Here is a 24,812-nt window from a genome sequence, read left to right as displayed (position 1 = left end):
ACGGTTGCTGGTTGAGCCGCAGGAGCAAAGTCATCTGATCATCGAAGAATGCGATGCGGGCACCCGAGACCGGGTCTGACCCATAATACTCGAAGGCTACATCGCCTGGTTTGGCGGGAGGCAAAATTCCCCAGCTGTGAGCCGCCTGCACCGCACCGAGAACGTTACGGTCCTCGTCGGCAAGTTTTAGCTTCCCGCATACGAGCGTGAGCCGATGTTTGACTGTATCGTCGTTGACGTATGTGTCTCCGGCCGATTTCAGTTCGGCCACGATATCTTTTCGACTCTTTATCTCCATGTTGGGATTGCGCCGCGAATACCGCTGCAGCAAATCCACCTCGTTGTCCCCCAACGGCACGAGCTCGCCAGATATCGGATTCCGGAAGAAGTATTGATGATCCACATCGCCAGGTTCTGGCTGCCGAGCCAACAACCCCCAAGCCCGCGCCTGCTGCACGAACTCGAGCAGACGACGATGATCAAACCTTACCTCCAATTTTTTGGACAACGATATAAACCGGGCTGTCATCGTATTCACATCCGCGTGCGGGTCACCCGCCGCGCGCAACTCCTCGGCGATATCCGCAGGCCGTTTACGCATCAGACCAGGGCCGAGCCGCGAAACCCGGTAAATGATATCCATCTCACCAGGTGCGAACGCCACCAGCGCACCCGTCCGCAGGTGCCGACCGTAATATTCGCTGCCACCGGACAACAGCTCCGAGCGCGACGTCCCCGAAGGCGGCCCGACAGCTACCACCTCCACAGCGCCTACGTCACGCAACCGATCCAGCAGCCCCGACCCAGCCTCATCGATGAACACACCATCGGAACCCGAAACCACCGACACCACGCCTTCGCCAAGCTCGGCGGACTCCCGCCACGACACCCGCGTCCCCGCACCGAAGCCACCCTCATGCAAAGCGAACAAGAACCGAGCCGTCTCCCACACCTGATGACCGCCCAGATCCGGACCAGGCTGCACAACCCGCACCACACTGCCAGCACCGAGCTGCGGCAACCCCGCCCGCAAGCCTTCCTTGAACACCCCAACATTCACCAGAATGTGACCACCGGTGCCGTTGAGGTCGCCAACCCGCACCTGTGGGCCGTTCTCCGATGGCTCCACCGCGGCCAGATAGCCGGCCCCGCCGGCGCCATCGACGAATTCGAACTGTGTTCCTGTCGGGAAATCGACCGCCGCGAACTTGTCTCTAAACACGCCCCAACCCCACACATCGACCCGAGCCTGCACTTCCACTTGCAAAGACTTGTCAACCATCAGGTCGTACAGCAGCGCACCAGGATCAACCCGAATGCCCTCATTCACCTCCGATGCGGAAATAACCTGCGCACCTGCCGGATCCCCGAACGACACCCCATCCGCGGTCGTGTCCATGGCGGATTCGGGCTGCTCGGAGTCGGGTCCGCGAAGGTCCTCCATTTGGCTGCCCGCGTCGATACGGATATCACCTAGGGCGGTGGCGGGATAGCCAGGGACGGTGAACGCTGCGCCGAGTTGCTGTTGCGGCTTTGATGTCTCGCCGGGCTCCAGGGCGATGAGCTGGTGCTCCGGGACGACCGATGGGGGGATGCCGGCGGGTGGGGGGATGATTTCGCCGGACATGTCGTAGAAGACGGCGTGCACGGTGTGCAGTTCACGGTGCGGGAGTGGCGGCTGGGCTTGGCTTTTGCCGAATGCTTTGTCGATGTAGGTGACGGTACCGTCCGAAAAGGCGATGAAGTGTTGAGAGTGGGCGCCGATGCCTTTCTCGTCGGCGGTGGTGTATTCGTCGAGGACGTGGACGACGGCTGGGCCGTGCGCTCTGAGGTGCTCGATGACCCGGGCGTAGGTGCCGTAGTCGAACAGCGGTGCGCCGCCATAGGTTTCGGCTTCGCCGAACGTACGTCCACGGAGGGGTGGTGCATCGTCGGCGGGCAGGGTGATGTGCCGGCTTCCGGTAAGTCGTTTGATCGCGGCGAGTGTGAGATCCAGACAAGGGCTGTTCTCCTCCGAAACACGTTGCAGCGGTTGCATTGCCGGCACTGCGGACGGTCTGGCGGACGGCCCCGATTCGTTGTCGGCGGCGGTGTGCGGGGTGCTGCCATCGGTCGACGCCGCGGCGGGTGGACCGTTGGGCTGCTTGTCGGCGGCGACTTCGGTGCCGGTGCCGGGCAGGTCGGCATCGACCTGGGTAGGGTCGCCCGCCGCGGTGCTGGCCGCCGCAGGAGCGAGACCGATGCGTGGCCTGTTCGCGGATCCGCTACGACTGTTGGTATCAGCCCTGACACCACCCACAGCAAGCGCAGCACTATCATCCCCCCGCGTCGCCTCAGACTCACTCGCCGCGAAATCATCCGCGACAGCGTCCAAAATCTGGCGGACTCTTTCCACACCGATCCGCTCGTTCGCTTCGAGTACGACGTCGTAACGGCGAGCGATCGCCCGCACCTTCCTTGTGACAGTGGAACGATTTCCGACATCCAGCGGAGTTCCGCGGTACATTTCGGATATAGCTGCGATTGTGATGGAGGGATTCGCCCGGTAGGCCAGAAGAATTGCGCGCTCTTCCGCCGTGAATAGGGGCGGTGGCGCAAGTTTCCGTATCGCTTCCAGATCAGCATTGGTCAGGGCACCCCGCACGATAGCATACCTCTTCAACTCCGAACCGAACCGCCGGTCACCGACGGCGACTTCGATGCCGAACAGTTTCTTGAGAGCATCGAACTCCATAATAAGCGCCGCATATTCGACACCTATACTTCTGGCTGTCTGCGCAAGCGAATAGCCTCGGACGGCCAACTGAAGCAGCTGGACCTCCGAAGCACTCAAAAAGCTAGACGGATGCGGAACCTCTGAGATCATTTCTATAAACTTAGGGTCAGAATCCACCATTGCCATCGCCGCAGGTAACCTCTCCCGAAGAGGAAGCGCTTCGACTCCGAGCTCGGTATACAACCGCAGAACAGTCGCGCTTGCATTTGTGGCGCCTCTCCCTAGAACCTCATGTGCGCGGACCGCGTCGTAGTCGGCAGCGAGGTAAGTGAGCAACTTCTGCCGTTTCTCGCTCAGCCAGCGGAAGGGTGAATGATTCACGGGCCCAGCACTCTGCGAATCCACAACCGCGGCAACGCCTCCGCTCTCGTATGGGCGACCGGGAACAGGGCGATCCACCGATACCTCAGTAATCACACGCTCCGGATCAGAGATGTGATCGACAACCAAATCCCGCGCCTGCAAACCCTCGAAGATATCCCCGTCCAGACTGTCCTTCGAAGCAATAGCGGAATACTGCGGAAACAAACCACCCGCATCCGTAACCAGCAGTCGCAAAACACTACCACTACTATCGACCAAAGAAATCTCACTACCTCCTGGAAAACCGGGTAACCCAGTCCCGACCGAACGCACCCCGGATAGCAGCGAATCCAAAGCGGCCACCAGACGATAATCCTCACCACGCCCCTGCGACGAACCCGGGCTCAGCCATACCCTTATCGACGAAAAACCGGCCCGCACACCGAAAAAGCGCTCCACGTATCCTCGCGCACCACCCGCCGAAACTGGTGCACCCACACCAGAAACACCACTTTCGCCAACATAAAACGCAGTGAACTCGAGACCACCAGTAACAACGAGCTCCAGCATCCCCGCTGCACCATGAATACGAATCACACTACCCACCGAAAACGCCTGTATACCGGCCGTCTCACCAAGCCACACAGCGTTTTCGATCTCGGAAAACAACCGCTCCAAACTATCGATGGACCGCACGCCGCCCACCGAGAAATCATCCGTCACGGCAATTTCGGCGCCCGGAGGATCTGTGGACAACACCACACCATCCATCGCATACGTATCGTCATGAACGAGATCGGGTCGTACTTCCTCGCTCTCGTGGGCAGCTGAATAGAATTCGGGGTTATGGAAGATACGGGTGTGGTGGGTGTCGAAGTCCACATCGCCAGGCTCTGGCTGCCGAGCCAACAGCCCCCAAGTCCGGGCGTTTTGCACGAACTCAAGCAGATGGTGAGAATCGGCCGTTACCTCCAACTTGTTGAACAACGTCACAATCCGGCCTGACATTATATTCACAGCAGTGTGCGGGTCACCGGCCGCGTGCAACTCCTCGGAGATATCCTCAACCCATTTGCGTGCCAGGCCAGGGCCGAGCCGCGAAATCCGGTGAAGGATATCTATTTCACCGGGTTCGAACGCTACCGGCACGCCGCTCGACGGGCTCCGACCGTAATATTCCGTGCTGTCGGATAACAACTCCGGATGCAACATCCCCGATTGCGACCCGACACCCATGACGGCAACCGCACCCACATCACGCAAACGGTCCAGCAGCCGCGACTTCGACAACTCCGACCCGCCCCCATCACCGATGAGGAACAACCCGTCCGGACGCCAATCGACCGACACCACGCGTTCACCATGCTCGGAGAACACCCACCACGACACCCGCGTTCCGGCACCAAAAACACCCTCGTTCAAAGCGAACAAGAACCGTGCCGTCTCCCACACCTGATGACTACCCTGCTGCGGACCGGGTTGCACAACCCGCACCATGCTGCCGGCACCCAACCGCGGCAACCCCGCACGCAAACCCTCCCGGAACACCGCAACATCCACCACAGTGTGGCCGCCGATACCGTCGCCATCTCCGGCGCCGACCAGCCGCACCTGCGCGCCGTTCTCCGAATATTCCACCGCGGCCAGGTAGCTCACCCCACCGGTGCCATCGATGAACTCGAACTGTGCTCCCACCGGGAAATCAACCCCCGAGAACTTGCCTCGAAAGGTACTCCACCCCCACACATCAACCCGAGCCTGTACGTCTACTTCCCGACGCTTCTCTACCATCAAGGTCTGCAGCAGCGAACCAGGATCAAACCCGACATCGCCAACCACCTCGGACCCGTGCGCCGAACGCGCCCCGCTGTCTTCGAATATCCCGGGAAAATCCTGGAAATCGCCGACATCATCGAAGTCGTCCCCTGTGAAAACATCCGGAAAACCCGCCGGATCCTCGAACGGCACCACATTCTCTGTCCTGTCGAACTCCGCGGTACCGCGGTTAGAGCGCACTTCCCCGCCATGCGCCTCGATCTGGCTCGTCGGTTCGTTCTGGACGGCCGCGGCCGCTCCGACGCGCCGCACGGTGGTGTGACCGGACCGGTCGGTGCCCGATCTGGACTCGGTGTCGGCCTGGTCCGCACCACGAAACGCCCGCACAAGCCTTGCGACAGCATCCTCATCGATCAGACCCGGATGCGATTCACGAGCCTTCGAAACAGCCAACTGCCGCCGCTCCTGCGGAGAGTGTTCTCGGGCTGGAACACGGAGCTTTTCGAACAAACCTGTGACCACATTTCTCGCAACATGAGCACCATCCGAAACCAGACCTTCGACCTGAAGACGGTTACGTATGAAAGCTAGGTCGAAATCACGCTCCAGTGTGACTGCCGCGGCGTAGTAATGCAGCACCCTCAGCTGAGCTGACGACAAATTTACAGAATGACCGACACCCACCTCCGTTAGGGACTCACGCAACTCCGCATCAGAACGACCGGCATCAGCATTATTCAAATTTGCGACCAAAGCCGCTACAGCAGCCTCATCGATTAGACCCGGATGCGATTCACGAGCCTTCGAAACAGCCAACTGCCGCCGCTCCTGCGGAGAGTGTTCTCGGGCTGGAACACGGAGCTTTTCGAACAAACCTGTGACCACATTTCTCGCAACATGAGCACCATCCGAAACCAGACCTTCGACCTGAAGACGGTTACGTATGAAAGCTAGGTCGAAATCACGCTCCAGTGTGACTGCCGCGGCGTAGTAATGCAGCACCCTCAGCTGAGCTGACGACAAATTTACAGAATGACCGACACCCACCTCCGTTAGGGACTCACGCAACTCCGCATCAGAACGACCGGCATCAGCATTATTCAAATTTGCGACCAAAGCCGCTACAGCAGCCTCATCGATTAGACCCGGATGCGATTCACGAGCCATCGAAACAGCCAACCGCCGCCGCTCACTAGCAGATCGACCATGCACGGGCTGAATTCTGAGCTTCCGGAAAGCCCAACCCACCGCATGATTCACAGCATTGGATCCAAAACGGTCATCTGCGACAAGGCCCTCCTCAACAAAACGTCTGAGTAGGAAACCTCGGTCGAAATCGCGCCCCAGTTCGACAGCCGCCGCATAATACTGCAGCACCCGCCTACCCCGCGACTCGCGAGTATGCCGCACAACATGCCCCGACTCCAGAGAACCGGCAAAGTCCGCACCGACGTAGATTTTCGCGTAATCCTGCGTATCGTGCCGCAGCGGGACGCTCGCAACGATCGGTTTCGGCCCGACGCCTCGGGTCATTACGTTTCGATTTCCCGCAACAGCGGGCGGAGGTGGGATGATCTCGCCGCCAGGATCATAACCAGTAGCGAAGATACCAACGACTTTTGCGCGACGCTTCGACGGAAAAGGGGATTCCTGACCAAGCGTATGGTCCACCTGTTTGATAGTGCGACCATCAGGATTGACAATTATATAAAAACCGTGCGCTCCGACATAGTGTTCCTTGTCCACCTTGGCGGCATACTTGTACTTGTACACCACGAACATCGAAGCACCAGGCCCGAAGGACAACAGGTAGGTTGCGAGCTGGTATTCATCGGCATATTTGTGAAGTTTCCCGCCGGTCAAACGTTCGGTCTCTTCAAGACTGCGCCCCCACAGCGGCGCCGGCTCGGCCGGCACCTCGATGTGCGGACTTTTATTACGAGCCTTCAGACCAGCAAGATTGACCCGAACACAATCATTCCTGGAACGAACGTACCATCCAGGTCCAGACACGGCATAACCGACATTAACGGCCGCCGAGCCATCTCCCGAACCACCCCGGGCAACACTGACACCGGCACGTCCATCAATCCGCATATTGCCAAGCTTGAGCTTGAGCAGCGCAACAGCATCCTCATCAATCTGATATGAAGCACGAGCCTTCAAAACAGTCAACCGTCGCCGCTCAGACCGAGGTCGACCACTCGCGATTTCGAACTTCATGAACAAACTCTGGGCCGCACCACCTACATCGTTATACTTAAGGTTCGCGAAAGGATGAGGTTCTCTTACGAGACGTTCATATATGAAACGTATATCGAAATCACGATTCATGTCGACAGCCGCCGCAAAATACTGCAAAACTCTCGACGGTAGCGAAAAACCGGCGCCCGTCTTGCGAAACTTCGCGGCCAGATCCCCCACAACGTCCTGGTCGATCAGTTCCGGAAATTCACGCGCGGCAAACTCACGAGCCGCCGAAACAGTCAACCTCCGCCGCTCACCCGAAGATTGAACATTCTCAGCCGGAACATTGAAATTTTTGAACAAGTAGGCAAACGCATTCTTAGTAGCAGCGTATCCAGAGTCGTCGGAAACACGGCCCTCGGCCACGAGTTGGTTTGTTATAAAACCTTGGCCGAAATCACGATTCAACTCGGCAGCTGCCGCAAAATAGTGCAGCACCCTCTTCGCCAGCGCCTCGTAAGAACGACCGGCATCCGTCTCAGACAAGGACTCACGCAACTCCTCGACCAAAACCGCCACAGCAGTCTCATCGATCAGACCCGAATGCGATTCACGAGCCTTCGAAACAGCCAACCGCCGCCGCCGCTCGCCCCGGAAGGGACCCTGGATGGCCGGAACATCGAGTTTTTCGAAGAACCGACCCATCGCCTTCTTCCAGGACTCGTATGCAGAGGGGCCATCAGCGAGGATGTCCTCATCCACGAGTCGGTTGAATAGGAAATCCAGGTCGAAATCATGATTCAGAGCGACAGCCGCCGCAAGGTACTGTAGTATCCTCTGATCTCGCGCTTCGCCAGAACGACCGCCCGCCACCCACAGTGAGGACCCCCGCAGCTCCTCGACCAAATCCGCCACACCAGCCTCGTCGATCAGACCCGGATGCGATTCACGAGCTTTCGAAACAGCCAACTGCCGCCGCTCACGCGGATATAGACCAGGCATGGCCGGAACATCGAGCGCCTCGAACAATCGGCGGTTCCAGTATCTCATGGAGTCGAATCCCGAACTGACACCAGCGACAACGCCCTCTTCCACCAGACGATTGAACAGGAAACGTAGGTCGATATAACGGCCTAGATCGACGGCCGCCGCGAAATACGTCAGCACTCTCATCTCTTGCGGCAACAAATCTTCTGTAGTGATCGCCTCCGGCGAAAGCCCGCTCGGTGTGGGGATCTCATCGGGCGGAAATTCGACAAAAACAGAAGTGATATTCTGCTCTTGATCGCCGATATACCCCTTGATCAGGTCGAGACCTTCAGCAGTAGTCACCTCCGGCCCATCGAGACCTTCCGGGAAATCGTTGGAACGATACTGCACACGGAAACCGTTTTCGGTCATCGTAAAACGGTGCGTACCTATATCATTCCCCAGATATATGAGAGTGCCGGCCGAGTATGACAAGGAAGGCACGAGTTCATCGATCAGCGACCTGGGTGGATCGAAAACCCTTATCGACTCCATCCCCTGAGCACCATCGGGGTCCATACCGATCAGCAGCCCAGCATCCGACTCCTCATCTACATCGACAACCGCATCAGCGAACCCGCGCACCGACTCATCGTCAACAGACCCCGCCGAGTACGAATCCGCAGGATCGAAAATCTCGTCCGACCCCGGACCGGAGTTCGTTTTGCCGACCGGCGGAGCGAACCTCGCCGTGGTACGTCCCGGCGCATCGGATCGTTTGGGCGACAAGGTATCTGCCGAGCCGTCCGATCGCGGCGGCAGTGACGGTGCGTCCGGAGTGTTCTTCGGCGGGCTGTCGCCCTGCTGAGCCGGATTATCGGACCGGGTGTTTCCCGGCGGCTGTGTGGTGGAGTGCGACGGGGGCGGCGAAGGAGCCGGCCCCATACCGGGCGGAGCCTCGCCGCTGCCGTCGAGCGCGGTGGTCACGGGACGGATGGCAGGCGGCGGCGACGCGACCGTGCCGGGCGCCGAGGGGGTCTGGGTTGTCGGAATACCGCCCCGGTAAGCGCCGGAATGGCCGCCGGTCAAGTTGTGCTCCACCGCCCCACGATGTGGGCCTACTGCGCCCTCGGGCCCGAGGTGGGGGGCGAGGAGTTGTTCTTCGGCACGACGTTGCAGCCTTGGCGTGGTTTCTTCCTGTAGAACCCGTACTGCCTCGTCGACGCGTTCGTTGGCTTTGCTGAGGGTCTTCTGTTTATTTGGCGAGGGCTGTGCTTCGTATTCGCGAGCGGCTTGGTCGCGTTCGCGCACGGCGTTCTGGTAATAGGTGATCTCGCGGGCGGCTTGCGCATCGGGGATCTCGGTGAGCAGATCTCCGTCGGAGGTGTAAATCTTCCAGGATCCGGGCGTGCCGCCGTTTTCTCGATCGGGGCCGAACCCGCCGCGGGCGGTCCGCCAGATCGCCTGCAACACCACGCGCGGTGAGAAGGCCGGTCCGCCACTGATTCTGACGATGACGCCGCCGAGTTCGATCGCATCCGCGCTAGGTGTGGGATCGCTGCCGCGCGCACCGGACTTGTTGATGAACATGATGTCGCCCACGTCCCCGAAGTCGTCGACCAGAACTTTGGCGGCCTTTTCGGCGGTATCGCCGCCGCCGTTCTGCACATACCAGTGGGCGTCGAGCACCTTGTACTCGAGCTTGACGCCCGCTGCCACCTCGAGCCCGTGCTCGCTGGCGTACTTCCGGATCCGTTGATCGGCGAGCGCGTCGACCCAGTCGATCAGGCCGCGCTCGTGCGGTTGCTTGTCCTGCCAGCCGTGCAGTGGGGTCCTGGTCTCCTCGACCATCCGCCCGCCGCCCGGTTTGTCGACGACCCGCTCGTCCACGCGTTCTACGGTGCCTCGGATCTCGGAGTTGTCGAGCGAGATGTCCCACTGGGGCCGCCCCCGCTGCCGCAGGCCGGTGATCGTGCCGTCGCGCACCTCGAAGGATATCTTCGCGGCGTCGAGCACATCGGCGGCCTTGGCCTGCAGTTTCGCCTCGCGAGTCCCGAAGTGCTGGCCCTTTTCCTCGATCGCTTGCGGGGCGTACCATCGCTCGACTTCCGGCACCGCGAAATAGTGGCCCCGCTTGTCATGCGCACCGCCCCAGCTGGCGTACACGGCGTCTTGGACTTCTTTGATCGTGCCCGACAGACCCCGCGGATTCCGCAGGAACCGGCTGCCGATCCACTGGTGCAACGACGTGGTCAGCGAATCCTCCGCATGGTTGCCCCGCACCGTCACTCTCTCGACGACGTCGAGGTACTGTCCCAGCTCCTGCAACCGCGTTTCACTGGACTTCTGACTGTCCCACTGCACCTGGTCGGTGGTTTTGGCGAGGATCAACATCACCTTGTCTTCCCGACGCGAGATGACGTAATCCTTACCAGCGATAAGTCCCCACTTCGCCAGCGCGAACCGCTCATAATGTTTCGCGGCGGCGAGCACCGCGTCTCGATCCCCGGTCACCGCGACCAGCTTCTCGACCGCGCCCTTACTCAGCCGCGCGTGCCAAAGCCCCGTGGTGCCTTGCGGTCTGCTGAAATCCTCGGGAGTCAAGGCACGTTCGGGGTCTTCGAGTATCGCGAGGCGGAATTTCTCGTACATATCCTCCAATTCGGCCACCCGCGCTGGTGACGCGTCCACGCGATCCCCCGGCGCCAGGATCGCCCGCACCAGTCCGTCGAAGGCGGTGTCGGTCTCGTCGAGATTGCCCGTCGCCTCCGGCACCGGCCGGAACCGCCGCTCCGAGCCGTGCTCCTCGGCCACCGCGTTCAACTGATCAGCCAGCTCATCCGCGTGCCGTTCCGTGCGCAGCCAGTTCCGCAGTTCCGTCACCGCCCGCGCAGGTACCCCCGCGCGCGCGAGGTCGTCGACCATCGTGTGCGCTTCGTGCAACCCGGCGAACATCACCGCTTCCTTGGTCCCCACGACCAGCAGGTTCCGACCCGATTTTTCGGCCTCCCAGGCCCACTTCGGGAACGGCTCATTCTCCCGCAACTGCACTAGATCCACCCCCATGTCCTTGGCCCCCCGCAGATGCTCCTCCCGCGTCCCCCAATATTTGTGCATATCCTCGAGCATCTCGAGTACCAGCGGCTCACTGCTGGTCAGCAGGGTGGCCGCGCCATTTTCCCTGGCATCGCGATACCCGGACATGACCATCACCAGTGTTTTGCCCTCCCCGCCCTTCATATCGGCGGGCCCGAACTCGCTCAGCACGTACGCCTTCATCTGCGTCTCCCGCGGCGTGCGACGCTTGGCCGGATCCGGATTCGGATCATGGCGCGTCATCCACTCCGGCAGCGCCGCCAACTGCTCCGCGGGCGAACCACGCCGCACCATCTCATCCAGCTCCGCGTCACTCGCGCCCCGCCCGATCACCGGATTGGTTTCCTCGGTCTGCCGCAGCACCTCGTCCCGGAACGCGAACGCCGCCTTCACCACCGCCGACACCATCTCCTCGGCCTTGCGCGCCGCCGCCCTCATCGCCTCGCCCCGGTCCGCCAACCCCCCCTCGTAGGCGTCTCGATCCAGCGTCTTGGCGTTCTCCAACGCCGCCAGGCGTTGTTCGATCACCTCGCGCATCACGACCTTGAATCCGGCGACGGCCTGCGGGTAAGCCGCTTCCTTCGCCGCCAGCTCATCGCCGAGCTCCGCCACCCGAGACCGCGCCGCGGCCTCCGACTCGCGTCGGCTCAACACCTCCGTCCAGGCAGCGGCTCGCTCCTTCACCTGCCAACCGAGCTGCCACCGGCCCCGCCAACCCGGCACCAGCTCGGTCCGTCTCCTGCGCGCCGCGGCCAGCTCGTCGGGACGGTCCTTCGTCGCGGTCAGCAAAGCCTCGTGTTCGATCAGGGCCTGCCGCAACTCATTTCGACGCTGGTCGACCTCCCCACGCAACCGCTGCAAGTATTCCGGCCGCGGCTCGTTGCCTGCCCTGGCCTCCGCATACGCAGTTCTACTGTGCGCCAACGCTTCCTGCGCCGTCGTGACCCCGCGCTCCGACGCCTCGATATTCTCGTCCAGCCTGCCCCGCAGACCCGCCTCGAGCTCCGCCTGTGCCGTCTCGAACCGGGCCTTGGCCTCCTTCACCCCCTCCGTCGCCTGACGGAGACGTTCCACCGCGACGTCCTTCTGCGCCTCGGTGGACTCACGCAGCCACACCCTGTCCTGTTCATCGGCAGCGATCCGAGCCTCACTCTCGGCCCGCAAAGCCTCGTAACGCTCCTGCACCGCATGCGCTACCGCTGCCTCATGCGCCTGCCGCGCCTGTTCCACTTCGTTCGCGGCATCCGTGGACATCTCGCGCAACGCCTTGGCAGCTCGCGATCCCGGCTCGACGTGCTCCGGCAGTCCGGTCGGGATGTGCTTGGCTTCGGTTCCCGCAGTCCGCAGCCGCTTCTGCGCCTCGGCCACGACGGGATGGTTCAGGACCTCCGGCGACTCTCGCAATCGGCTCCGCAGCTGCAGCTCACGCGGGTCCATCGGCCCGTCGGCAACTGGCGTCCTGCGCGGCGGATCGGTGCGGTGCGGACCGGCGGAGGTGTCGGGACGGGACGTGGTGTGTTCGGAAAGAGCTGGGGCATCACCATTTTCGAGCAACCTCGCCTTGGCGTGCGATGACTCACCCGAGCTCTGACTGGAGGGCTGATCTTTCAGGCGGTCGAATACCGATGGCTCCGAATGCGACGTGCGAGCGGCCGAATCGCTGCCGTCGCTCGGTCGTCCGGTCGCCGGACCGGCCGTACGTTCGGGCCCCGCGGGCAAGGCCCGCGACTGCGTCGACGACTGCTCCTCCCGAACTGACCGCGGCCCGGTCGTGCGCGCTGCGGCGGAGTCGCCGGGTGCGGCCGTGACGCGATGCTGCGGCCCCGGGTCCGACGCCGCCGAGGAGAGGGCGCTCCCGGATCGGGCGGTTACCGACCCGGCCTCCGGAGTAACTGGGCGAGAAGGGATTACAGATCCACTGCGGCTCTCGCTCACCGATCCGCCGGACGCGGACCGGCCGTCCGACGAGCCGGCCACGCTACCGGGGCCCGACGCCGAAGCCCTGGATGACGCGTCCGAGACCGACTGTGACCGCCCCTCACTGGGCGGCGGGGTGTATTCGTTCGAGCCGCGCACCACGGACTCACCGGAACGCTGAACCAGCGCCGCGGATCCGCCGTCTGGGCTCTTGGCAGTCGCCGGGTTCGCCGCGGAATGCTCGGACCCCACCGAACCCGGCTCAGCCGAGGCACGCGACGAAGGCCGTGATCCCGAAGCGTCGTCGAACCCGCGGGTGACCGGCGGCGGCGCACTGCTCGACCGCTGCCTTCCGTCCGGCGTCGACGACCCGGAGGTACGCGACACCGAACCGTCGTCCGTGCCGGCGTGCCATGAGCCAGAGCGTCCACGCAGCACGCTCTTCACCGAAATACTGCCGGTCGCAGCGGGTTTCGCTCGCGCAGAGGTTTCGCCGGGTGCCACGCTTCGGGCAGGCGTCGATCTCGGCGGCACGGTGGTCCGGTTGTTCCCGGCCGTCGAGCCTGCTGTCCGCGAGGACCCTGAACCAGTTCGCCGCTGCGGCTCGGCGGTCTGCGCCCCACGGTTCTGCGCGGCACCGCTGCCGCCCGCACCGCCGCCCTTCTCCGGTACCAAGTTGGTGGAGCTGCCGTCGGAAATGGATATCGCTTTGAGGTTCGCCGCCGACTTCGCCAGTGCCGCGGTCCGCATGTGACCGACCGCGCCGTGCATCGCGCCGAGCATGCCGCCCGCCGCGCCGCCGGCGAGCATGGCCGGATCGAAATCCCATTCTCTGGTCAGTGCGCCGCCGACGACGAAACCCGCGCCGGCACCCGCCAACCCGCCCGCGACGCCGGCGACGAAGGCGACGCCGGTGGCCTTCGGCACCGTCATCGTGAATCTCTGGGCGACCCAGTTTCCCAGCCCCTTACCGACGATGCTGCCGACCGGTGCGCCTACCGCGCCGCCCGCGAAACCAGTTGCGCCCGCGATGAACACCTGCCCCAGGTTGATCCCGCCGATATGCCCCTGGCCCTTCTGCCAGCCCTGTATAGCGGCCTCGCTGGCCACGCCGAGGACTCCCTGTATGCCACCGCTGATCGCGGCCAGCTGCCACATCGGCCGCGCGGCCATCCACGCGGCATGCGCCTGCAGCTTGGTCAGCAGCGACCGCCCGATGCTCGCGAGAACGCTCTCGGCCGCCGCTTTCAGCGGCGGAACCATCGCCGCCCCGAACCAGGTCGTCAGCAGATACGCGATCTCCGCGGCCAGCATTACCAGCGTGGCAATGACCTGCACCTTCGTATGCTCGATCGAGACGCCCATCTCATGGGCCGAGGATCCGAGCTGCCGCATCGAACTCGCCATGCTCGCTACCGACGAGTCGCCGGAAAAGAACAGGTCGAACTGTTGCTTCATCTTGTCCGCGTTCGGGCCCGAGTAATTGGCCGACGCGGTATCGCAGGCCGCGCGCAACTGATCGATCAAGCCTTCCAGTTGCGTCGCCGCAGTCTGGAAAGCGTCGTCGATCGAGAACATCTTGTCCTCGTCGCCCTTCGGCCATGCACTACCCGCCAAATAGCTCAGCCATTGGACGCCGGCGGGCAGATCGATACTCATGGGTGCGGCGGTGCCGAATCACTCACTGTCGATGACAGACCGCGGCCGGGAAGCGGCGTCGTCGCCGGTGGCGAAGCGGGTGCGCACGGCCTTCGATTCGAACGAGGCCCGTTGCAGCTCAGGCACATTCGTGCGCACGTCGGGCATTCCCTCGACCAGCGACGACAAACTGGGCAGCTCGGCGCGCGCCGCGCGAACCGGAGCCAGCAGGTCTTCGGCCATGGCGACGACCTTGACCGCGGCCTCCTGCGCGGCCTCGAGCACCGCTGCCGCGATGTCGTCGTAATCGAGGTCATCGATGTCGTCGGCGAAGACGACATCGATCGGCACGCCGTCCGCATTGCAGGTGACCGTGACCCGCCTGCCTCCGGCACTGCCGTCAGCGACGAGTTCGCTGCGCTTGCGTTGCATGTCCGCGATGGATCGGATGTGTGTGCCGACCGTTTCCATGAGGTCCGCGATATCACCCTCGACGCGATGATTATCGGGTCTCCGACTGTCCACCACGGCGAAACCTCCTGTCAGGCAACGATGAACGTCGCTACGCGGCGCATGGCGGCCCGATTCACCGGGTCGGCAAACTAGGCCTGGTACTGCCACCAGGTGTTGCCACCGACAAGATCACGTCGCATCGGGCACAAGCGATTGACGTCGACCCTAGCGTTCTGATTGACTTCCAGTCAAATGATTTTGCTCCTGGTCAAACACTTGGGTCGGGGGCCACCCACACCTGAACCGACCGGCACAGCAGTACCGAGGAGCTGAACCACATGGGACCCCAAGACTCCACCGGCGGTGCGACTTTCGATGTCGGCTTCACCCTGGGCAAGTCGGAAACCTCCTCGACCGAGCCGCCCGCCGGCGCGCAGGCCCCTCCTGCTCCGCAGCACACTGACGCGCCGACCCCCGATGCGCAAGCCCCGGCCGGCGAAGTGCGCCCAGCCGATCCGGCCCCCGCCGACGAGCCCACGTCCGAGGCGCAGACACCCGAACCGCCGACCACCGACGAGCCCACGCCTGAGGCGCCCACCACCGACGAGACGGCCATCGAGCAGCAGGCGACCGAACTCGCCCACCAGATCGCCCGCGAACTCGGCGCGACCGGCCCCGACGGCTGGCAGTCACTGGAGGCGATCTTCGCGCTCACGGTCACCGGTGGCGTGGCCTACGTGCTGTACTACGACGACGACGCTCAGGTGTCGCGGGCCGAGCCATCGCCCGCGGTCACCGAACTCGTTCTGCTGCACCGCGATATCTCCGCGCAACTCGGCGACGGACCCTGGTGGCGCCTGCTGATCCAGCTCGAGGTCACCGGCGACGTCGAGGTCGACTACGACTATGGCGACGAGCCGTTCCCCGACGATCAGCTGCTGCCGCCCGACGCCTATCGGGCCGATCTGGACGCGTTTCCGCGCGAATGGATTCCGGTGTGGTTGGGCGCGTATATCTTTCACGACGAACGGCAATGGCGTTCCCCGCAGGACGCCGCGGCCCGGGCGCGCGCCGATCGCGACGCGGGCATCGCCTCGGTGCTCTCGCGCGACGACTTCCCGCCACTTCCCGTGCTGTGGGCACGCTGGGCGACGATCGCGGCGGCCTTCGTCGCCATCGGCGCCGAGCTGGGACCCCGAATCCGCCCCGCGCTCGGCATCTTCGAAGGCGCGGCGCGCAGCGGCTCCACCCTGTTCGTACTGCCCGGCGGCCGCGCCGTGCTCTCGGGCGGCATCTGGAACGCCCCCGAACTCGACGCCGCCTACAACGACGACGGCGAGCTGCCGGACCTGTACGCCGGCGCCCCCGACTGGGTGGCCAACCAGGTACTCAATCCCCGTGCCGCGCAGGGCATGCTGTCGTTCTGCTACTGGTGGGTCAACGACAACTGGTACCGCGGCGAATCCCCGGGCGCCGAGCTGATCAGCGCCGCCGTCCCTGGTGTCTGGTCGGCTGAAACGGTCACAGATATCGTGTGCAACCTGCTCGGCGGTGAAACCACCGAGCACCAACGGCAAGCCGCGGCCACACTGGTCGCCGCCGCCGAAGCCGGTGTGGTCACCAGGAACACGTTGACCGCGGTGTTCGAGGAATCCACCGACAACATCGACGGCGCTATGTATCAACTGTCACTGGCCGGCCTTACGGCGACAGTGGTCGAGCCGCTGTCCCAGGGCCAGGCGATCACGCTGGTACGCCAGCACATTCTCGGCCTCGGCGTCGACACCACCGGCTACCCACTCGACGAACTCGTCGCCGAACGCCTCGAGATCGGCTGGATGGTGTTCGTCCCGACCGAACCCGGTGAGATCGCCATCGGCCGCGCCATCTTCTACATCGCCGACGACGGAGTGATCGAACAGTCCTCCTCGTCCACCGCCCCCTCGGTGTACCGCGAAGGATTCGAACAACGATTCCGGCAACGCGGATCGGTGCCCGCGTCGTAAGGCCGGATCCGCCTCGCCGGCTTTACGCGGGCGCTGACAAATAACCACCACTTTCGAATGCGCCCGCCTCCGGCCCCAGGGGCAATACGGTGCCCTGTATGGCGGCGGCCCGCGGTGAGACGAGGAACCGTACCGCCTCGGCGACCTCGGCGGGCCGACTGCCGTGCCGGGTGAGCGCACAGCGCGGGTCGACGGAATTGACCCGCACGCCCTTCGGCCCGTATTCCACCGCCCACAACCTGGTCAACATCATCAACGCCGCCTTCGCGGCCTCCAACTGGCCACCATCCTCGACACCGGCGAAGGCGCTGGGGCCGCCCACGTTGACGATCACTCCCCGACCGCGCTCGGCCATCAATGGCGCGAACGCATCCGTGAAGACCAACGGCGCCTTCACATTCCGGCGGAAGACCACATCGAACATGTCGCTGGTCAACCCACCGTCCAACTCACCGGCATTGTTGACCAACACCTCCACCGGGGCACCCGCCACCACACCGGCAGTCTCGGCAATCAACCGACGCAGCGCCACAGAGTCACCCAGATCAGCCACGAAATCTACCGCCCGCCCTCCGGCCCACTCGATCAACTGACGAGTCTCCGCCGCACCGGCGCCATCACAGCCACAGACCACGACGGAATACCCGTCGTCCGCCAACCGCAACGCGACCTCCCGGCCGACACCACCCGTCGAACCAGCGACCAACGCCCACGAATCCTGCCGGTTCCCCATAGTGCCTTCTCTCCTCTGATATTCGGTCTACTGTTGCCGCCCAGGGACTTTCACCTGCCGGCAGAGCTGCCGGCACTCGCCCGACGCGCGGGCACGGCGAGCATCGCCGCACCGGCGGCCACAACCAGGAACACCACTTCCGCCAGGTAAGACTGGGTGAAACCGCGGAGGGCGGGAAGTCCGTTGTGCTGGTTGCTCGCGATGAGGGTCGAGACCACTTGCGTTCCGACCGCGCCGCCGATCATCCGGATCACCTGATTCATCCCGGTCGTCTCGCCCACCTGTCCGGCGGGCGCGGCGTGCACCACCACGGCGGACAGCGCCGAGGTGGCGGTGCCGAGACCGAATCCGAAGATGGCCAGGCTGATCATCAGGTCGAGGGGGTGGTGATACCGGATGGCGATGTATCCGCTGCCGACGGCGCAGGTCAGGCATCCTGCGACGAGCGCGGACAGGAAGCCGACTCTGCGGGCGATGCGCCCGGCCAGCGATCCGGCCACCGCGATCGCGACAGAATACGGAAGCAGGTAGAGGCCACAGACGAGTGGTGATGCGCCGTAACCGAATCCGCTGCTGCTGGGCACTTGCGCGAAGATCGGGTACACGGCGGTCGAGGAGAACATCGCCGCTCCCAGCAGGAATGCGGTGATGTTGGTCGTCCACAGTGCGCGAACGCGCATCAGGTGCACGTTTATCAACGGCCGGCTGCTGCTGCTCTCGGCAGTAATCCACAGCGCGCAGACCGCGGCTCCGCCGAGCAGCAGGCCGAGCGTCGGGCCGGAGGTCCAGCCCCAGGACGAGCCCTCACTGACGGCGATCAGCACCGCGGTGATGCCGATCGTGAGCAGAGCCGCGTTCACCCAGTTCACGCGCCCGCCGGGGCGCACCGGTGATTCGGCGATGAACACCCAGGTGCCGAGAATCGCGAGCAGAGTGAGGGCGAAGGGAATCCAGAACAGCCACTGCCAGCCCAGACTGTTCGCGACGAGGCCGGGCAGGATCACGCCCACGCCGGCTCCGACGCCGATCATCGCGGACACGGCGCCGATCGCGTGGCCGATACGTTCGTGGGGCAACTCGTCGCGAATGATCCCGAACGCGAGCGGCAGCAGTCCACCGGCCATGCCTTGCAGCACGCGCCCGAGGACAACGACGGCGAACACGCCGGACGCGGCCGAGACCAGCGCGCCCGCCGCCATCAACGTCAGAGCGACGAGCAGCATCCGCCGCTTGCCGAACATGTCGCCCAGCCGGCCCAGTACCGCGGTGCTCACGGCCGCCGCCAGGAGGTAGGCGGTCAACAGCCATGTCACGCCGCCGACCGAGGTGTGTAAGTCGTTCTGTAGCAACGTGAGTGCCGGAGTCACCACCGTTCCGAGGACACCGTAGACCAGGACGCCGAGCATCAACGCCGCGACCGTCCAACCGGTACCCGCCTTGCGCTCGGACGTGCGAACCATGGTGTCTTGCAGAGTCGACATCCGTTCTCCTTCAATGCTATTCGTGACGCCGTTGCGCCGGCAGGCCGCGGCGACCGATCCGATGCCCTCACCGTAGGTTGGCCGGTATGCCGTTCAGGGGCCGATAAATACCTCGCATCGGCCATGGACAGGGCGATGATCCTGCGGCCGATGCGGTTTCGGCCGAGTGCCCTCTCGCCTCGACACGGTGGCGGCCGATGCGGTGACCGGCGGTTACCGTCCGAGGTCGGTTGCCGCCTCGACGCGAAGGTAGGTGCCTGGCGTTTGACCGGTCGATCGGCGGAAGGCCGCGATGAAGGCGCTGGGCTTGCGGTAGCCGACGGCTCGCGCGGTGGCGTTCACCGATCGGCCGTCGGCCAGATGCTGTGCGGCGGCGCGCATTCGGACGTGCGTTCGCCATTGCGCGAACGTCAGGCCGGTTTCGCCGACGAACAGGCGGGACAGGGTACGTACCCCAGAATGCGTCTGGTGCGCCCAGAATGCGAGGTCGCGGGTGTCGCTCGGGTCGGCGATGAGCTGCTCGGCGATAGCCCGCACCCGCGGATCCGTCGGCATGGCCACGTCGATGGCGTTGACGGGGAGCGGCGCGAGGAGATCGAAGACCAGCGGCTCGGCGTGGGTGCGGCTCGGGTCGTCGGGCTCGGCTTCGTGCAGATGCGCAATGAGCTCGCGCAGTAGGCGTCCCACCGCGATGCCGACGGGTTCGGGCCAGGTGACCGGGCAGAGGTCCGGCGCGAAGCGCACGACGCAGAGCTCGCCGCCCCGTAATGCCTTCTCCGAGTGCACGATCCGAGGTGGAACCCAGAGGCCGTAGCCGGGCGGCACGAGCCAGTCGCGCGCGGGAGTGCTCATCGCCACGGTCGCGGTCGCGGACCACAGCAGCATCGCCTCGTCGTGTGCGTGCCACTCCAGGGTCCGGCGAGCTTCCGCGCCGCTGCGATCGATGCGCAGAATCGGCGACCGAGTGCCTGCGATCGCGCCGTCCGGACCGCGCCTCAGCGGTGCGCGAGGTGTGTCTCGGCCAGCCATGCGCTGCCTGCCTCGAGAATGGCCGCCTCCTGCTCGCCGAAGCGAGTCGGGTAAGTGCCGGTTACCGGGTGCCCGGCGGTTTCGAGCAGATAGGCCAGCGCCGCGTACTCGCGAGGATGACGGTCGGCCAACGCCTGTGCGTCGATGTCCGGGGCGCCCGCGACGCCGAACGGGTAGGTGAATCCACCCATGTCGTAGACGGAGTCGCGCTGCTCGATGCGCCAGCTGCCATCGCGCCGGCTCACGCGGTCGAGGAATCGGTTGTGGATGGTCGCGCCGATCCCCGCACCGGTGAGTTCCGCGAGCAGGATCGCGTTGGTCTCGACGAACGCGCGATCGCCCGCGAAGCGGATGGCGGGAGCGCCGATGAAGTGCTTGCTGCGCAGCGGCCCGTGCCCCATCCGGCGGGAGCCGTCGATGAAGTCGTGGGCAGAGCCGGCGAACCAGAGGATCCGGAGCGTGGCGTCCTCGTGGAACAGTCCGGCCAGCTCGTCCCACTGCTCCCGGTCCCGATGAATCCAGCCGGTCATCAGTTCGCTGATCGCCTGGCGGTCGTCGATTCGGTGGTCGCTCATGCGGAATTCCTCCCTGTTCGATGTGCTGTCGACTCAACTTTTGTCGATCGCCCCGACGACAACCACCGATAGAATGACTTTCTGTGCCAGAAACCCGCCAATTCGTCCCCGCACCGGAGTCCGCCCGGCTGTGGCCGCACGGCGAGCGCATGGACCTGCACCGGCACCCCCAGGGGCAGCTGATCTACCCGTCGAGCGGGCTCCTGTCGATCGCGACGGAGAGCGGCGTCTGGATCACCCCGGCCAATCGGGTCAGCTGGACCCCGGCCGGCTTCGATCACGAACACCGCGCATACGGCGAAACCGACGTGCGGACCCTGCTGCTGCCGCGGGCGCTGTCCCTGGCCCTGCCGGACCGGCCGACCGTGTCCGAAGCGTCCCCGCTGCTGCGCGCGGCAGTGCTGCGCCTGACCGATCCACGACCGCCCGCCAAGGCCGCCGCGTTCCGGCTACGTCAGGTCATCGTCGACGAACTGCTCGAGGCACCCGAGCAACCGCTCCATCTGCCGAGACCACGCGACGATCGGCTCCGCGCCGTCACCGACCTGCTGCACGCCGACCCCGCCGACGGATCCTCACTGCTCGAGCTGGGCCGGACGGTCGGCGCGGGCGAGCGGACCCTGAGCCGGCTCTTCCACACCGAACTCGGCATGAGCTTCCATCAGTGGCGCGCGCAGCTCCGCGTCCAGCACGCTCTCGTACACCTGATGGATGGGCGCACGGTCACTCAGACGGCAAGTCTGTGTGGATGGTCCAACACTGCCAGCCTCATCAGCGCATTCACCGCCATCCTCGGCCAAACTCCCGGTCGCTACCAGGCCGGCCTCCAACGCGCGGACTGAGTGTGTTCGGGGGTTTGGGATGTTCGGTCATCCCAGGGCACGCCTTTCCGCCAGGAGAATAGGGGCGCCCCGCGCCGCGGCGGCGTCGAACCGCGATTCGGAGGCGTAGAAATCGCGCAGCCGGCACAGGGCCTGCGGCGATTCACGACGCTGTGCGGGATCGGCCACCTTGCGGGCGAACAGCCGCATCAGGTCGTGTTGCCCATACTGACCCGGCGCCGGCGTCTGCAACATGCCGTGATCGACGAGGGCCTCGCACAGCTGCTCGGCTGCGGCCCGATCGCGGTCGAGCAGCGCGGCGACGGCCGCCGCCGACAGTTCAGCTGCGTCGGCGAATGCGAGCAGGACGAAGGCGCGCGCGAGCTCCGGCGCGAGCAGGCGGTAGCTTGCCCAGAACACCGATTCCACGCTGGTGTTGCCGAGGGTGAGTTCGGCCAGTCGCTGATGCTCGTCGGCCAGGCGCTCGGCGACCGTCGCGAGTCGCCAGCCGGGCCGGGCCGCGAGTCGGGCGCCGAGGATGCGCAATGCGACGGGCACGTTTCCGCACGCACGCAGGATCGCGCGGGCCGCGTCGGGTTCATCCGACATCCGTCGCGGGGTCACCAGCCGCTGCAGCAGCGTCCATGCCTCGTCGGTGGTGAGGGCGCCGAGCGGGGCCAGTCGCGCACGGAACAGTTCCGCCATGCTCGACCGGCTGGTGATCAGCACCGCCGTCGCGCCGGTGCCCGGTAGCAGCGGGGCGAGCTGGTCGACGTCGCGCGCGTTGTCCAGGATCAGCAGCATGCGTCTATCCGTTACAGTGTTGCGCCACAACGCTGTTCGCCCGGCCGCATCCGACGGCAGCTCGTCGGGCCCGACACCGATCTTGCGCAACGCGGCAGTCACCAATATCTCGGTTGATGGTGGATGCTCGTCCAAGCCACCGAGATCGAGATACACCGACCCGTCCGGATAGTCGGCCCGCACGTGATGGGCGAGATGCAGGGCGAACGCGGTCTTTCCGACGCCGCCCATGCCGGTGATCGCGATCGCCGGCCGATGTTCGGCGTCGGCGCCGAGCACCTCGGTAAGCTCGTGCACCAGATTCGCGCGACCGACGAAGTCGGCGAGATCCGGTGGCAGTTTCGTCGCGGCGAGTCGCGGCGGCTCGGCCGACAGCAACTGCTGCTGCAGCCTGACCATCTCCGGGCCGAGACTGAGGCCGAATTCGTCGGCGAGCACGCGGTGCGCAGTGCGGTACGCGTCGAGCGCTTCGACCCGCCGCCCGCCGCGGTGCAGCGCGACCATGAGCAGTTCGCGCCAACGCTCGCTGTGCGGTTCGGCCGCGACGAGCGTCTGCGATTCCATGATGGCCGCCGGATACCGGCCGAGATCCAGTGCGACCAAGATCCTCGCCTCACCTAGATCCGAACGCAGCCTGGCCAGGCGGTTGCGCTCCTGACCTGCCCACGGTCCGGGCAGACCGACCAAGGGGTCGCCCCGCCACAGGCTCCATGCCGTTGCCAGCTTGGTTTCCGCCTGGGCCGCCGCTCCCGATCGGCGGTCGGCGTCGGCGGCGGCGATGAGGGCCTCGACCTCCACGACATCGAACTTCACCGGCAGACACAGTCGATACCCGCCCCGAGTCGAACCGAGCCACTCGAACCCGGCGCCCTCACCGCCGTACGCATCGAACTCTCTGCGCAGGGCGGATATATGGTTGCGCAGCACACTGATCGCCGACATCGGCGGGTCGGACCATATTCGCTCGGCCAGTTGCGTCGTCGTCAGTGTTCGCCCGTGTTCGGTCGCGAGTATCGCCAGCACGGCCAGCATCTGCGGCGCAACGATTTCCAGAGGTTGGTCGTCCAGCCACGCCTCTACCGGACCCAGCACCGACAACCGAAGTTCCGTATGCCTCGTCCGACGACTACCCGGGTTCCGCCATGCTGACAACTGGTCCCTCACATTCGACATCGAGGCTGTTCGGTGCCCCCTGCGAGGCCGGCACGTCCGCGCCGGCCCTGTCCACGCCGACCAAGAGAAATTGATTTGACTGCAAGTCAATCAGAATATCGCGGGCGACGTCAATCGCCGTGAAACTTGCCCGGCGCCGACGAGAAGCCGTGACTTTCGGCCGCGCTTGCCGCTCCGGCCATGGTCAGCATGGCGCCTTGGACAGCGGCGGCCCGAGGCGAGACGAGGAACCGGATGGTCTCCGCGACCTCGGCCGGCCCATCAGCGCCGGCCGGCACGCCGTGCGCGCATCCCGGATCCAGCTCCGCTCGGCGCTCCTGAGCCGACGTGAACGCATGGCCGAGATCCACGAAATTGACCCGCACACCCTTCGGCCCGTACTCCGCCGCCCACAACCTGGTCAGCATCATCAATGCCGCCTTCGCGGCCTGTACCTGACCACCACCCGCCAAGGCACCGAACCCGCCCACATTGACGATCGCGCCCCGGCCACGCTCGACCATGAGCGGCGCGAACGCGCCCGTGAAGAGCAAGGGCGCCTTCACATTCCGGTTGAACACGGTGTCGAAGACGTCCTCGGCCGACCGGTAATCCGCTTCACCGGCATTGTTGACCAGTACATCTATCGGAGCACCCGCCACCACCTCGACCGTTTCCGCGATCAGCCCACGCACCGCCGCGGCATCACCGAGATCGGCGAGCAGGTCCACGGCCCGGCCACCGGCCCACTCGATCAATTTGCGCGTCTCCTCCGCGCCGGCACCGTCGCGGCCACAGACCACGATCGAATACCCGTCTTCGGCCAGCCGCAACGCCGTCTCCCGCCCCACACCACCCGTCGAACCAGCGACGACTGCCCACGAACCCCGTCCCCCAACGTCCTCCACGATGCCTTCACTCATTCGAGTCATCTCTCTCTTACCGCAACTCCAAGGTGGTTCCGACCGCCGGCATCAGCGCCGACGGCCGACCGAGCCGGCTTGCGACGAGGCGTCGATTCGATTGGGCCACAACGCCGACAGCGCAAGTCTTGCATAGTTAATATTAACTATGCAAGACCTTCTCTGCCGATGTT

At 64.6% G+C, this 24,812-nt stretch carries 10 protein-coding genes; 2 read left to right on the top strand and 8 right to left on the bottom strand.

Annotated elements, in window-relative coordinates:
- A partial coding sequence (locus F3087_RS29435) for a WXG100-like domain-containing protein (RefSeq protein WP_150405307.1) occupies positions 1–14,683 on the bottom strand: 14,683 nt, incomplete at its 3' end.
- Positions 14,684–14,701: 18 nt separating this feature from the next.
- Entirely contained in the window at positions 14,702–15,190 is a 489-nt protein-coding gene (locus F3087_RS29430) for a YbaB/EbfC family nucleoid-associated protein (RefSeq protein ID WP_223885427.1), read from the bottom strand.
- Between the two features lie 263 nt (positions 15,191–15,453).
- On the opposite strand from F3087_RS29430, the gene F3087_RS29425 reads away from it, so the two are divergent.
- The gene (locus F3087_RS29425; protein ID WP_263407243.1) at positions 15,454–17,121 is read left to right on the top strand and encodes a hypothetical protein; all 1,668 of its coding nucleotides are present in this window, start codon (positions 15,454–15,456) and stop codon (positions 17,119–17,121) included.
- Positions 17,122–17,143: 22 nt separating this feature from the next.
- On the opposite strand, the gene F3087_RS29420 is transcribed toward F3087_RS29425, so the two are convergent.
- From F3087_RS29420 to F3087_RS29405, 4 genes are all read right to left on the bottom strand, one after another.
- Entirely contained in the window at positions 17,144–17,827 is a 684-nt protein-coding gene (locus F3087_RS29420; RefSeq protein WP_263407242.1) for an SDR family NAD(P)-dependent oxidoreductase, read from the bottom strand.
- Between the two features lie 77 nt (positions 17,828–17,904).
- The gene (locus F3087_RS29415) at positions 17,905–19,335 is read right to left on the bottom strand and encodes an MFS transporter (protein ID WP_150405305.1); all 1,431 of its coding nucleotides are present in this window, start codon (positions 19,333–19,335) and stop codon (positions 17,905–17,907) included.
- 213 nt (positions 19,336–19,548) lie between these two features.
- The gene (locus tag F3087_RS29410) at positions 19,549–20,364 is read right to left on the bottom strand and encodes a helix-turn-helix domain-containing protein (protein WP_150405304.1); all 816 of its coding nucleotides are present in this window, start codon (positions 20,362–20,364) and stop codon (positions 19,549–19,551) included.
- Positions 20,331–20,939 carry a nuclear transport factor 2 family protein gene (locus F3087_RS29405; RefSeq protein WP_150405303.1) on the bottom strand — a complete coding sequence of 203 codons (609 nt, stop codon included), beginning with the start codon at positions 20,937–20,939 and terminating at the stop codon, positions 20,331–20,333. Before F3087_RS29405 ends, F3087_RS29410 begins: the two co-directional genes overlap by 34 nt.
- Before the next feature lie 83 nt (positions 20,940–21,022).
- Between F3087_RS29405 and F3087_RS29400 the strand changes: the two genes are divergently transcribed.
- Positions 21,023–21,781, top strand: a complete 759-nt coding sequence (locus tag F3087_RS29400) for an AraC family transcriptional regulator (protein ID WP_223885426.1) — start codon at positions 21,023–21,025, stop codon at positions 21,779–21,781.
- A 27-nt stretch (positions 21,782–21,808) separates the two neighbouring features.
- Here F3087_RS29400 and F3087_RS29395 read toward each other — a convergent pair whose 3' ends face one another.
- Positions 21,809–23,656, bottom strand: a complete 1,848-nt coding sequence (locus F3087_RS29395; protein ID WP_223885442.1) for an AfsR/SARP family transcriptional regulator — start codon at positions 23,654–23,656, stop codon at positions 21,809–21,811.
- A 191-nt stretch (positions 23,657–23,847) separates the two neighbouring features.
- Positions 23,848–24,639, bottom strand: a complete 792-nt coding sequence (locus F3087_RS29390; RefSeq protein WP_150405301.1) for an SDR family NAD(P)-dependent oxidoreductase — start codon at positions 24,637–24,639, stop codon at positions 23,848–23,850.
- Positions 24,640–24,812 lie beyond the last annotated feature (173 nt).

It is taken from the genome of Nocardia colli (assembly GCF_008704205.1).
GTDB classification, from domain to species: Bacteria; Actinomycetota; Actinomycetes; order Mycobacteriales; family Mycobacteriaceae; genus Nocardia; species Nocardia colli.
This window is presented reverse-complemented; position numbering and strand designations above follow the sequence as displayed.

What these genes read in the sequence shown, in the direction of transcription:
- F3087_RS29425 (WP_263407243.1), top strand. Translation starts at nt 15,454, where the DNA reads ATGGGACCCCAAGACTCCACCGGCGGTGCGACTTTCGATGTCGGCTTC.
- F3087_RS29415 (WP_150405305.1), bottom strand. Translation starts at nt 19,335, where the DNA reads ATGTCGACTCTGCAAGACACCATGGTTCGCACGTCCGAGCGCAAGGCG.
- F3087_RS29410 (WP_150405304.1), bottom strand. Translation starts at nt 20,364, where the DNA reads ATGGCTGGCCGAGACACACCTCGCGCACCGCTGAGGCGCGGTCCGGAC.
- F3087_RS29405 (WP_150405303.1), bottom strand. Translation starts at nt 20,939, where the DNA reads ATGAGCGACCACCGAATCGACGACCGCCAGGCGATCAGCGAACTGATG.
- F3087_RS29390 (WP_150405301.1), bottom strand. Translation starts at nt 24,639, where the DNA reads ATGAGTGAAGGCATCGTGGAGGACGTTGGGGGACGGGGTTCGTGGGCA.